This is a genomic window from Marivirga sp. (assembly GCF_024636815.1).
Classification (GTDB): domain Bacteria; phylum Bacteroidota; class Bacteroidia; order Cytophagales; family Cyclobacteriaceae; genus Marivirga.
This window is the reverse complement of the sequence record NZ_JAGXGF010000042.1, coordinates 1-12,650: the sequence shown is the minus strand read 5'-3', so window position 1 is coordinate 12,650 and position 12,650 is coordinate 1. Positions and strand designations below refer to the sequence as shown.

The window sequence follows — 12,650 nt, the reverse complement described above, 5'->3', positions numbered from 1 at the left end:
CTTTTCCTATCCCACCTCTAAACAGCGATTTTCTTCCTAAAAATTCCTTACAATAGCCCGCTATTGCTTCAGAATTTTTAGTTGAAACTCACTATTTACAGGCGTTCTGAATCCTAAATTAGAATCGAACTCAGGTTTATATGTAGTCTTAAAGTCCCAAAGGTTGTTATTAAGATGACTCTCCCGTGAAGTAACTTTAAGTTCCAGAGCAACGATATTATGGTAACTTTGCTAAAAGCAAAACATCCAAGCCCTGAAGGGGAAGCATTATTATACCTAGAATAATTTCAATCGATGGAGCAAAAAAGCCTGTTATAAAAAGCCTCTTTTATAACTAAACATCATATGGTGATTAATATAATTAAGCTTACTCTTTGAAGTAAAGTCCCAGAGGGACAAAATTATGGTAATTCTACAAAAAACAGATGACCAAAGCCCTGTAAGGGTGACATTATGAAGCCTACCTAAAAATTATTGATTCTATCTCGAATGTTAAGAATACCTCATAAAATAATAAGTCTAGCTTCTAGACTCTAAAAATCTCACTCCATCTTCTCATCTCCACCCATCAAGTAAGCTTTGATATAATCATTCAAATCCCCATCCAATACATTCTGAACATCAGTTCTTTCCACTCCTGTTCTGGCATCTTTAATTAATTTATAAGGATGCAAGACATAGTTTCTGATCTGAGAACCAAAGTCGATTTTCTTTTTACCAGCTTCTATCTCGCTTCTTTCCGCACTTCTTTTTTCAATCTCAATCTGATAGAGTTGGGATTTCAACATTTTCATGGCTTCTTCCCTATTGCCTAACTGCGTTCTGTTCGCCTGGCAAATAACCACTATGCCTGTTGGTTTATGGGTCAACTGCACTTTGGTTTCCACCTTGTTCACATTTTGTCCACCTGCACCACCTGAACGAGAAGTATGTAATTCAATATCATTTGGATGGATATCAATCTCAATGGTGTCATCCACTACAGGATATACATAAACCGAAGCAAAAGAAGTATGTCTTCTTCCTCCACTGTCGAAAGGGGAAATACGAACCAATCGGTGCACACCATTTTCAGATTTCAAGAATCCGTAAGCCTGTGGACCGTCAAATTCCAAGGTAACGGATTTCACACCTGCTACATCACCTTCCTGAAAATCAATTTCCTTCACTTTATAACCATTGGCTTCTCCCCACATGATGTACATTCTCATCAGGATGCCTGCCCAATCATTACTTTCCGTACCGCCCGCTCCTGGAGTGATTTGCAACATAGCAGAAAACTGGTCTTCATCTGAAGAGAGCATTTTTTTCAATTCCAGTTCCTCGGTTTTTTTGAGGGCTTTTCTATAGGCTTTGGCTACTTCCTCCTCTGTGGATTCTCCCATCTCAAGGAATTCATAGTAGGTTTCAACCTCACCATATAATTCACTTAGCTCTTCGAAATGTTTGGTCCATTCCCTTAAGCTTTGAATGACTTTCATGGTCTTTTCCGCCTCATCTGAATCATTCCAGAAATCAGGCTGGGCTGATACCAGTTCCAGTTCTTTAATTTCTTCTACTTTCTTTTCGTAGTCAAAGATATCCCCGAAGTGCTTCCACTCGGGCCTTTAAGTCTTTTAAATCGTCACTAGTCATTAGGACTTTGTTTTATGTTTTTAAATATAATAATCTTCAGTATTTAGTACTTCTTCTACCATTTAACTTAATCTTATCTGATGCAATCAACACCCCTGTGGTCCGCTCAAAATCCCCCTAACCTCCAACGGGGAAATAATGTGCATGAAATTACATTTACTAATAATTTGATTTATTATCACTTTATTGAAATTTCTTTTTTCGAATTGATAAAATAGTGATAAGATTTTTTGTTTTCTGTTTACATAAATCTGTGCGTTTTCCCCCTTTGGGGGTTAGGGGGCTAAAAAAAAGCCGTATAATCATTCATCATACGGCAAATTCAATATTTTTGATATAAGTTAAATCTTATAGATCCAATCGAATTTGTCTTCTGTTTCGCCTAATTTAATGGCATCCATTGCTTTTAATACTTTATTCGAAAATTCTCTTTCTTCAATGGGAGGCAATTTATAGTCTACTCCATCATGACCAATCAAAGCAATATGTGCGATAGTTGCAGCTGTCCCAGCACCAAAAGCATCTTGCAAAGTACCATTTTTGGCTGCTTCAATTACTTCATTTATACTAATTCTTCTTTCCTCCACTTTCATCCCCCAATCTCTGGCTAAGGTTAAAACAGAATCTCTGGTAATTCCTCTCAAAATAGTAGAACTAGCTTCTGGTGTAATTAAAGTATCATTGATCACGAACATAATGTTCATAGTCCCTGATTCTTCAATATACTTGTGCTCTGTGGCATCTGTCCAAACCAATTGGTGATAACCTTGTTTCTGCGCTAATTTTGCCGGATATAAAGAGCCCGCATAATTACCGGCTGCTTTCGCATAACCTGTACCGCCTTTAGCTGCCCTGGTAAATTCTGTTTCGATTTTCACTTTTACCGGCTCACTATAATAAGCACCAACCGGGCAAGTGATAATCATAAATCTATATTTTTCAGATGGCTTGATGCCGATATAATCATCCATAGCAAAAACATAAGGACGAATATATAATGCTGTATTTTCTCTATTTGGAATCCAATCCTTATCTAACTTCAATAATTCAGTCATGGCCTGAATGAATAATTCTTCCGGCACTTCCGGGATGCACATTCTTTCTGCAGATTTATTCAATCTTTTAGCATTAGCCTCAGGACGGAAAACTACTGCTTCTCCATTGCTATTTTTATAAGCTTTTAAGCCCTCAAAAACAGACTGCCCATAATGAATAACACTTGAAGCAGGAGCCATAGAAAGATTTTCATAAGGTACGATTCTTAAATCGCTCCATTGACCATCTTCATAATCCGCAATAAACATATGGTCAGAATAAACTCTCCCAAATGGGATATTGCTAAAATCCACCTCATTGATGCGGGAATTTTGAACTTTTCTAACAGAAATATCTAAAGTATCTAACATGATGGTCGGTTTAATTTAAAATTGCACGAAAGTACAAAAAAAAGGGCTTATTTCCAATTACTTTTTGGGTATCCAGGGCACTTCGCTAGCATTCAATTCCTGCGTTAGCTTACGGCTAAGCATGAATAAGTAGTCGGACAATCGGTTTAAATAAGTGATTATCAAATCATTGACTTCTTCATGTTCCTTCAGAGCTACCACCCCCCTTTCGGCTCGCCTGCAAACGGTACGCGCCACATGCGTGAAAGAAACCAGTTGGTGACCACCCGGTAAAATGAAATTTTTCATAGGCGGAAGGCTTTCATTCATTTCATCTATCGTCTTTTCCAATCGCTCTACATCCGATTCTGAGATATCTGGAATGGGGAATTTGCTCCCGCCCGGCTCTTTTGCCAGCTGTGAGCCTATAGTAAATAATCGATCTTGAATTTCAATAAAAAGCAGGTTGCGGGAAGTGTTTTCTTTACAATCCCGCAATACGCCCATCCATGAATTCAGCTCGTCCACATTGCCGTAAGCATCTATGCGCAAATGCGCCTTCGATACTCGTGAACCGCCCAATAAAGAGGTCTTTCCTTTGTCTCCGCCTTTAGTATATATTTTCATTTTTTATAGTCGTTTGTCGAAGGGCAAATATAGGGGAAAAGGCTGGAAGAAATTAGAGGTTTCGGGTTAGAAGTTGATGGAAGGTTAAAAGAGCTTACATTATTAATATGATAAGAAACAAATGGAAAAACACTACAAGCCAAATCAAGATAGGCATATCCTAACTAAAGTCCAAGCGGACGATTGAACTATTGGTGATTAAGAGGCTTCACCAACTCAACACTTCAGAACCTCAAGACTTAGACACCTTCACCGCCAACAACGGAAAAAAGAAAAACACTCCTATCATGGAAAAAATTAATCCGCCTATAGTACCCACGGCAAGAGAGAACCAGAACACTTCATTTTGCCCGCTCATTACGAATGGGATTAAGCCAAAGCAAGTAGAAAAAATAGTCAATAAAATCGGGGCAGCTTTGGTACTGACTGATTTTAGGAAACCTCTGCTATCTTGGACTTTTCTGTTTTTAAAATCATACAAAATATAAATCCCAGCATTTACGGTTAAGCCGCCTAACATCACAAAAGCAGCATATCCGCCTTGGTCGAAATAAAATTCAAACCAGCCAAAAGTGAGAAATAAGCCAATAAATGAGAGCGGAATTAGCAATAAAATATAAAATGGTAGCTTAAAGCTCTCAAACAAAATACTGCAAATAAAGAATATAGCCACTATCAATAATAGCAATAAGGAATATTGCTTCTTGGCATCACTTGAGCCCCAGCTATACGTCTGTTTTTCTGCGCTATAGCCCAATGGCTTGATTTGGTCATAAGTGCCCAAAACCTCATCCAAATATTTACTCCCAAAACGAGAAGAACCATAATATTCAAAGCTTAAAACTCTTATATAGCTTCTATTTTCCTTATAGATAGCATTGACCGTGCTCTCCAGTTGCAATTTGCTCAAACTTCCGGTGGGAATTCTTTTTCCAGCATAATCCAAGCTGTATTGCTCTAAAGCAAATTTATTGAAATTATCCGCTTGTGCTGAAGCCAAAACCACTGGAAATTGCTCCCCATTAATGGGCAAATATGCGGTTGCTCCATTTGCTGGCGCATGCATTCGAATGGCATTGGTAAAATCCGATAGGCTGATATTGTGAAATGCCAATTCCTTCAAATCCGGGCGGATGATATATTCCTTGCTTTTCTGATCACGCCAGCTCATCCTTTCATTGGTGTTTACTTCTTGTATGCGCGGATGTTCTAATAACATTTCAGCTAATTTATCCGCTTGATTTTCCAGTTCGAAATAATTATAACCTTTCAGAGCCACTCTAAAAGACGGGATTCTATCACCAGAACCTGTTGAAAAGCCCTGCCCTACTCCATAAACGCTCCAGTTTACACCGCTCCAATTCGTACTTCTGGAAGAAAGTCGAGCTTTAAGTTGATAAGGAAAAGCTGATTTTTCATACTCTTCCTTAAAAATGATTTCAATTCTTCCGTATTGCCCTGAATAGATTTGCGTAGTGAAGATATCAATTCCCTCTTGCTTGAGCAGGAAATCTTCAAAATCCTGCATAATGGTATTCATCTGCTCCAGTGTATTGCCATAAGGCAATCTTCCAGTGATATAAAGCCTTGTTTTTTCATTTTGTCTGTAGCTGGAACGCTCATAGACATTACGCACAAAAAGTCGCAAACTTCCCCCCAGCCATTTATCGGAAATGGGTCGAATATCATCTTGGTAAATATCAGAACCAATTACTTTATTGTACCATTCATGATCTTCCCATTTAGCTGGAAGCATAAAAATTGGTACCCCAAAAGCCAGTAAAAGCACTACAAAAAAGGCTTTACGGTATTTGGCCGACCAATGAATGGCATTGGAATATCGGTTAAACCAGCGCACCTTTCTACGCAACTGCTTCAAGGAATTACCTTTTCGCTTCTGGTTTTGAGCGGTAAACAGCAATGTGTAAAGTGATGGAGTAAAAAACAAAGCCACCAATAAAGAAACACCCAACAGCAAAGCCACCACTTTGGAGAAATCCACCAGGTTCATTTTCTGCTGTTCTGGCAATAGGAAAACCAAAAGCAAAGCGGCAATAGTCGTTAACGAAGCCGCCAAAAGTGCCAAGAATAAATGACGGTTTTTGTATTTATGGATATGGTCGATCATGACAATGGCATTATCGACTATCAATCCAAAGGAAATGGTCAAACCCGCCAATGAATAGAGATGGATTTCGATATCCAAGGCCCAAACCCCAATTAAAGCCAGAGAAACATTGACCAAAATACCTGCAAAAAGCACCAAAAGATATCTCCAATTGCGGTTTATCAGAAATATAAAAAGTATAAGAATGCTGATGGAAAGAATAGAGCGCTCGTAGAGTTTATCCAGTTCTTTTTCCAGATATTCGGTATCATCATAAACTAAACGCAGTGCCACGCCTTGCGCCAGATTATCTTCTATTTGACTTAACCTGGACTTCACTTCCCTGGCTAAGTTAATGCGGTTTACGCCTTTCCTTGCTTCCACTACCAGTGTCACAAAGTTTTCACCATTGATTCTGTAGTGACTATTGGCTTCCTGTTCCTCCAAATTAATATCAGCTAAATCTTTCAGGCGATAGCTCTTGCCTGATTCAGGCTGAGTAATTTTTAATTCTCCTATCTGCTGAATGTCCGAGAACCTTTGATCAAGCACTAAAACAAATTTTTCATTGCCCGCACTTTGTGCCAGGCCCGGATAACGCAACTGTCCGCTTTGCTGTAAAGTCGTTCGTAAATCAGCAGGACTCAAACCATAAGCTTCCAATTTCTTAGGATGGAAATTGATGCTGATTTGCAAATTATTGGCTCCATAAACGGGCAAAGCTTCAATCCCTGCAATATTTTGCAAAGGCTTGACAATGGACTCCTGCGCAATTTCCTTGATTCTGTAGGAAGCAAAAGGTCCGCGGACTGTATAACGCAAAATGGTTTTGTTTTCCGTTTCATCATCTCCTCCACTGCTTTGCAAAATGGGATAACTCACTTTTTCATCCAATTGCGGATAGACCTGTCGAATTAAAGTAGCCACTTCAAAGCGTTTATAGGCTAAATCTGCATTTTTGGAAAATCGAAGAGTGATATTTCCACTTCCATAGCGAGATTGGGAATTAAGCTCATCTAAATCCCTCAGCTGAGAAAGAATATTTTCCAATGGAGCGGTAGCCAGTTTTTCCACCTGCGTAGGGTCTGCCTTGCGCACATTAAATTGCAGACTGATCTCAGGCGTCTGATAAGTAGGGTTCAGGTTGACCGACAGTTTGGGAATAAGCGCCAATCCCATTAAACTGACGACTAAAAAAGCAATTATTATGCGAAATGGGGTCATACGGTAAAGATAGGAATTATTGGGGGATTGGAAAGAAGGAAACTAGGGTTTTAGGTTTTAAAACCTAAACCCCTAGCTCCTCAACCAAGAATAGAAATCTCTAATCTTATACTTGACTTTTATCTGCCTAGTTATTGAGACCTTTTAATCATCGGATATTGGAAATATAGTTTAATGTGTATATAACTGTTTTAAATCTGCCACATGGAATTCAATATATTTTATTCATCCTCGGTTGGTATATTGAGGATTCTAAAATTTATGCTCATTTCATGTAAATTATTATTCTATAAAGAATAGATTACTTGTCTTAAGGTATTCCGTATTATTAATCCTTTTGAAGGTAGCTTTCCACTTTCGCAATTACTGACTTATAATTTGCTTCGTCAATTGATAAAATTTTATTTATACTCTTATCATCAAAAAATAGAACCATTGGCGACCCTATATTCAGATTAAAATTCATATGTTGACCATCAGAGGAAACGAAGTATTTATCACTGGAAAGATAATTATCATATCCAATAAAATCCTTGCGATACCTGGAAACTAGTATTCCATTAACATTAATAAAATCATCTTTTAGGCTATCTAAGGTTTTTAAGGAAATTTCAATGCATGGAGTGCATCCACTCACTGGGACAAAAAAAATGATTTGCCTACCGCCTTGATTAAGGATCTCCAGATTAAATTCAGATTTTAAAAACTTCCTAATTGACAAACTTAAATCCTTATGACTATAACCTTCAAAGGCTTTGTTGTCTTCTTGTTGAATATTATTGCATGAAAAACTAATTAATAGTATTACTATCACTAAATGATACTTCATAAATCTTAAATTTAAATTGATCTTCATTGAATTTCTTGGTCATAGGATTGTTATTAGAAATGTAAAGCTTCTTACCAATAGCAAAGGAAAACGGAAATAATAAATCATTTTCGTTCTTAAATTCCACTTCTTTCAAGAGCTCTAAGTCAGAATTAAAAATTTGAACACTAAAATCAATATCTAAAAAATCTCTTTGCTTTCCATCAAGTGTTAAAAATGGCTGCCCCATCTTTAAAAATCTAAAAATAAGATCAGAATTTGGATCATTTACCATTTTAAAATAGCTATCATTTTCAATTAAGAACTTTCTTTCTGATTTACTATCAGGATCAAAACCTATAATATCTTCTGCAATATTTAAACCCTGCGTGTGTTTACTATTAAATTCCAAAATCTTAGGATTTTTTAAACTATCTTTATTATAACTCACAATATATCGAAGACTTGGGAAATAATTTAAAACCTTATCATTTGTGAAACCTGCAGCTATACCAAAATATGGGTAAAAACTTTTATCATCAAATTCTGCCGGTAGATGTCCAAAAGTTGTAACCTCTTCATTTTCTAAATTAAACGCTATTTGTTTAATTGATGATTGAGTTTCTTTTTCTACTATTGGACCTTCATACAAATAGAAATAAACACTCTTTCTCATTTTGTCATATGTAAATGGATACATTTCAAAATCTGTTAGCCAATAACTTTCAAATTTATCATCGAGAATATCGTTAAGATCCCATTTTTTTAATACTTCGCCTTCTCTATTTAGCATTGTCAAGACTTTCATATTCCCTGCCCCCCCAATGACTAAAATTGAATCCAAATTATTTATATAAATATCTTTAATATTCTGTACGACATTTGGACCAGTTTTATTAATTTCAATTGAGATACTGCTTTTTTCAGGCTCAATATTAATTAACTCTATTTTCCAAGTTTTGCGATTTAAAAAATAAAGATAATTGGTGTTATTTGACTCAAAAATTTTTACTGATGATTGTAATGGGTCAATTGTTTCAGATATTGGTATTGATAATGAATCTATTAAAGTTAAATCTACAGGATAAGATACTTGTTTAATTTCTTCAGTCTTCCAAGGGTCTTCATTTGATGATGTAAAATTACACCCTACTACTAGAATAAATATTAATAGTGTTAAAGTAGTTTTTATCATTTTTTTTTATTTTATAAAAATAGGAGTCTAGCTGACCCCTATTTAAGTTATAATATATAAAATTATGCACAATCCGTTTCAAGACCGCAATCACTGCCACTACCTGAACATTTACTCTTACCAAATGCTAGACAATTTTTATCTTTGTAATAACATCCTGTATCCATTGTTGCGTATGAAGAATAACCAAGGCCAAATAACATAAAGGCCGCTGCTAAAACTGAAAATATTTTCTTTTTCATCTTACTAAATTTAAAGGTTAAAAATAAATTAAACATCAACCCTATACACTAAATCATGAAAACAAACCTTGCTTGAACTACCAAAGGCCTCATAAGGTACGTACAAATCAAATTTTTTCACTCTGCAGATTTTACTCAAAACAGCTTTTGCTAGCGGAAGCTATCTCGAATAAAGTGCTACATTTTATAGTTATATTGAGTTAATGGCACAAAACAAAAAAAAAAACAGAAATACAAAATTTATTACATTAGTTTTTTCAAAACTAAAAAAGTTTATTTGAAAATTCGTAGATTTTTAAAATTAAAAATATAGTTGAACTAAATTAAAAATTATTATATCTATTTTATTTTCGGGAATATCAGTATAACTGACGAAAGAACTTAAGACTCATTACTAATAAAATAATTTTAGAGGAATGCTAAGAGTCCTCTAAAATATTACATACAAAATCATATATAGACTCTACATATAATAGAATAGTGAATTGCTTAAGTCACTAAGAAAATTTTCATTAGTTTTAATCCGATTTCTTTTGATTCTAAACTACCAAAGTAGTAGTTTTATGCTTGAACCAAAATCGATATGTCAAAAAAATTATTTTTAATCTTTATCCCAATCATCTTCTGGGCTTGCGGTTCGGAGGATAAAATTGATGAAAAGTCGGCAACGGAGAATGTGAGCAATACCCCGCCCAATACCATGGTGAAGGTTGACACGGCCATTTCTGCTCCTTTCTATTTATTAATTCAAAGCGCTGGCAAGGTAAAAGCTCATAAGGATGTGCAGGTTTTAGCTGAAACTTCCGGCACTATTCAGCAAGCCAATATCAAATCAGGACAGAAAGTTTCAGAGGGCGAGGTTTTAGTCCGTTTAAATCCTGAAGAAGCACAACTCAAACTGCAATCTGCTGAAATAAATTATGAAAAAGCTAAACTGGAATTCGAAAGTAGTCTAATAGGATTCCCGAAATTAATGGCTCAGGAAAATCCAGAACAAGACAGCCTCTATCAGAAATTAAAAATAGGAAGCGGTTTGCAAGAAAACAGCATTCAGCTAAAAGAAGCTAAAATAGCACTGCAAAAAACCGTGATTCGAGCACCTTTTTCAGGTACTTTATATGATGTGAAAGCTTTCAGGGGTAAAAACATCAATACAGGTGATGAATTATATTCCCAATTTAATCATCGCCTTTTGGTGGAAGTCAATTTGCTGGAATCAGAAGCCTTGAATCTAAAAGAAGGTATGCCAGCCGAAATTCGTAACCCCGCTATGGATGCAGGTTTTATCGGAGAAGTCTTCAGCATCAACCCAAAAGTAGATGAAAATGGGTTGGTGCAAACGCATATTTTAGTGAAAGGTGAACAACAACTATGGCCGGGTATGAATGTGGATGTGGAAATCCGCATCCCAAAAGGAGAAAGATTGCAAGTGCCCAAAAGCAGCTTGGTATTACGCTCCGGTAAGCCTGTGGTTTTCTCCATAGAAAAAGATTTAGCCAAATGGAATTATGTGGAATTCGGATATGATAACGGCAAAATGGTGGAAATCACAGATGGTATAAAGGCCGGAATGGTCGTGATTACCAATAACAATTTGCAATTGGCACATGATGCCCCTATCAGCATTCAAAATTCGGATAACTAATGACCCGATATTTCATCCAAAGGCCCATAGCCGTCATTATGACTTTTGTTGCGCTCATTGGATTGAGTGTTTTAGCATGGCTGAACCGACCCGTTTCACTTCTACCTGATATTGATGTGCCTGAAATGGCCATTCGAGTGGATTACGCCAATGCATCACCGGAAGCCATTGAAAATAACATCCTAAAACCCATGAGGGAATCTTTGGCTACCATGCAAGGATTATCCGATTTGCAATCGACCGCTTCCAATGAAAATGGCTTGTTGCGCTTACGGTTTGACTATGGGCAAAGAATGGATCTGGCTTTTGTGGAAGTCAATGAAAAAATTGACCGTCTCACAGACCAGTTTCCGGCTGATATGTCCCGCCCGAGAGTGATAAGAGTTAATTATACCGATATTCCGATTGCAAAAATCCAGTTGGTTCCCAAGGATGCTGCAAATATGGTGGAAAGCTCCAGACTGGCTGAAAATGTTATTAAAAAGCGAATCGAGCAAATAGAAGGTATTTCTTTGGTCGATTTAAACGGGACAGTAGATGAACAAATCAAAATCATTCCCGATCTCAAAGCTTTAGAAAGAGCTGGATTAGAAATAGAAGCCATTTCACAAGCTATCCAATCTGCCAATCAGGAATTGGGCGGAGTGGAAGTGAAAGATGGGCAATACCAATATTATATGCGCATGGCGGGAAGGTTGAATAATGCAGCAGACATTGCGCAAATTCCCGTTAAAATTAATGAAGAAAAATATATTCCGATTCATCAGTTGGCAGAAGTGAAAACTGCTGAGGAAAAAGTCAGTGGTTTCCACTTTTTCAATCAAAACAGAGGTATAGTGATGAATATCCACAAGCAACCACAAGCGGTGATGACGGAATTAATGCCAGAAATTGAAAAATCTATTGCCCAGTTCAAAAAGGATTATCCGACTTTGGATATCGCCATTACTCAAGACCAATCCATTTTTCTGAAAGCAGGCATCAATAACCTGCAAGGTAGTTTGCTCTTCGGTGGATTGTTTGCTTTTGGAGTACTCTTCCTTTTTATGGGTTCCTTTCGTCTGCCTGTTATTATGGGAATCAGTTTGCCTTTATCATTGATTTTATCATTTCTATTCTTTGAAATATTTGGACTGAGCATCAATATCATTTCTTTAAGCGGTTTGGCTTTAGGCTTGGGAATGCTGATTGACAATGCCATTATCGTATTGGAAAATATCAGCCGAAAACGCATGGAAGGCCTCAATTTATTGGATGCCTGTGTGGCTGGAGTTGCTGAAGTGCAGGGAGCATTAATCAGTTCGGTTTTGACTACCTTGGCAGTATTTGTTCCCTTGATATTCTTAAGTGGCGTAAGTGGAGTGCTATTTTTCGATCAGGCCGTTTCTGTGGGTATTATCTTGACCGTTTCTTTAGGCGTTTCCTTTGTTTTGCTTCCCTTACTTTATCGCTTATTCTTTGAAAAGAAAAAGAATTTCAAGAAAGAGGATAGCCGATTTTTTAAAAGCATTGTCAACGGATTTGAAAAATCACATCATTGGTCATTTCGAAACAAAGGCTTGAGCATTATTATTATTTTACTGATCATCCCACTTGGGCTTTGGGCATTTTGGAATATGGATCAAAAAGGATTGCCTGAAATTACCAGAACGGATGCAGTAGTTAAAATCAATTGGAACGAACCTATAGATGTTATAGAAAATGCAAATCGCAGTCAGGAATTACTAGATAATTTGAATCAGCAACTTCAATTTAGCGAAACGGACGCAGGCATTCCGCAAT

At 36.7% G+C, this 12,650-nt stretch carries 9 protein-coding genes; 2 read left to right on the top strand and 7 right to left on the bottom strand.

Annotated features, from left to right (window positions below):
• Positions 1–542: 542 nt before the first annotated feature.
• The 7 genes from prfB to Q0L29_RS03520 all read right to left on the bottom strand — a co-directional run bounded on the left by prfB (position 543) and on the right by Q0L29_RS03520 (position 9,223).
• Positions 543–1,635, bottom strand: a protein-coding gene (gene prfB / locus Q0L29_RS03550) for a peptide chain release factor 2 (protein WP_296619145.1) whose coding sequence is annotated in 2 segments (ribosomal slippage) — positions 543–1,574 and positions 1,576–1,635 — 1,092 coding nt in all. Because the reading frame shifts where the segments join, the coding sequence is not laid out codon by codon here.
• A 341-nt stretch (positions 1,636–1,976) separates the two neighbouring features.
• Positions 1,977–3,041, bottom strand: coding sequence for a branched-chain amino acid aminotransferase (locus Q0L29_RS03545; protein ID WP_296619143.1), 1,065 nt, complete (start codon positions 3,039–3,041; stop codon positions 1,977–1,979).
• A 57-nt stretch (positions 3,042–3,098) separates the two neighbouring features.
• The gene (locus tag Q0L29_RS03540) at positions 3,099–3,647 is read right to left on the bottom strand and encodes a cob(I)yrinic acid a,c-diamide adenosyltransferase (protein ID WP_296619141.1); all 549 of its coding nucleotides are present in this window, start codon (positions 3,645–3,647) and stop codon (positions 3,099–3,101) included.
• 232 nt (positions 3,648–3,879) lie between these two features.
• Positions 3,880–6,978, bottom strand: coding sequence for an efflux RND transporter permease subunit (locus Q0L29_RS03535; protein WP_296619136.1), 3,099 nt, complete (start codon positions 6,976–6,978; stop codon positions 3,880–3,882).
• Between the two features lie 328 nt (positions 6,979–7,306).
• The gene (locus tag Q0L29_RS03530; RefSeq protein WP_296619135.1) at positions 7,307–7,807 is read right to left on the bottom strand and encodes a hypothetical protein; all 501 of its coding nucleotides are present in this window, start codon (positions 7,805–7,807) and stop codon (positions 7,307–7,309) included.
• The gene (locus tag Q0L29_RS03525) at positions 7,770–8,981 is read right to left on the bottom strand and encodes a hypothetical protein (RefSeq protein ID WP_296619133.1); all 1,212 of its coding nucleotides are present in this window, start codon (positions 8,979–8,981) and stop codon (positions 7,770–7,772) included. Before Q0L29_RS03525 ends, Q0L29_RS03530 begins: the two co-directional genes overlap by 38 nt.
• A gap of 62 nt (positions 8,982–9,043) precedes the next feature.
• On the bottom strand, positions 9,044–9,223 hold the full coding sequence (locus Q0L29_RS03520) for a hypothetical protein (RefSeq protein WP_296619131.1): 180 nt from the start codon (positions 9,221–9,223) through the stop codon (positions 9,044–9,046).
• Between the two features lie 583 nt (positions 9,224–9,806).
• Between Q0L29_RS03520 and Q0L29_RS03515 the strand changes: the two genes are divergently transcribed.
• The gene (locus Q0L29_RS03515) at positions 9,807–10,868 is read left to right on the top strand and encodes an efflux RND transporter periplasmic adaptor subunit (protein WP_296619130.1); all 1,062 of its coding nucleotides are present in this window, start codon (positions 9,807–9,809) and stop codon (positions 10,866–10,868) included.
• The coding region (locus Q0L29_RS03510; RefSeq protein ID WP_296619128.1) for an efflux RND transporter permease subunit at positions 10,868–12,650 on the top strand (1,783 nt) is incomplete at its 3' end. The genes Q0L29_RS03515 and Q0L29_RS03510, both read left to right, overlap by 1 nt.

What these genes read in the sequence shown, in the direction of transcription:
- Q0L29_RS03545 (WP_296619143.1), bottom strand. Translation starts at nt 3,041, where the DNA reads ATGTTAGATACTTTAGATATTTCTGTTAGAAAAGTTCAAAATTCCCGC.
- Q0L29_RS03540 (WP_296619141.1), bottom strand. Translation starts at nt 3,647, where the DNA reads ATGAAAATATATACTAAAGGCGGAGACAAAGGAAAGACCTCTTTATTG.
- Q0L29_RS03535 (WP_296619136.1), bottom strand. Translation starts at nt 6,978, where the DNA reads ATGACCCCATTTCGCATAATAATTGCTTTTTTAGTCGTCAGTTTAATG.
- Q0L29_RS03530 (WP_296619135.1), bottom strand. Translation starts at nt 7,807, where the DNA reads ATGAAGTATCATTTAGTGATAGTAATACTATTAATTAGTTTTTCATGC.
- Q0L29_RS03525 (WP_296619133.1), bottom strand. Translation starts at nt 8,981, where the DNA reads ATGATAAAAACTACTTTAACACTATTAATATTTATTCTAGTAGTAGGG.
- Q0L29_RS03520 (WP_296619131.1), bottom strand. Translation starts at nt 9,223, where the DNA reads ATGAAAAAGAAAATATTTTCAGTTTTAGCAGCGGCCTTTATGTTATTT.
- Q0L29_RS03515 (WP_296619130.1), top strand. Translation starts at nt 9,807, where the DNA reads ATGTCAAAAAAATTATTTTTAATCTTTATCCCAATCATCTTCTGGGCT.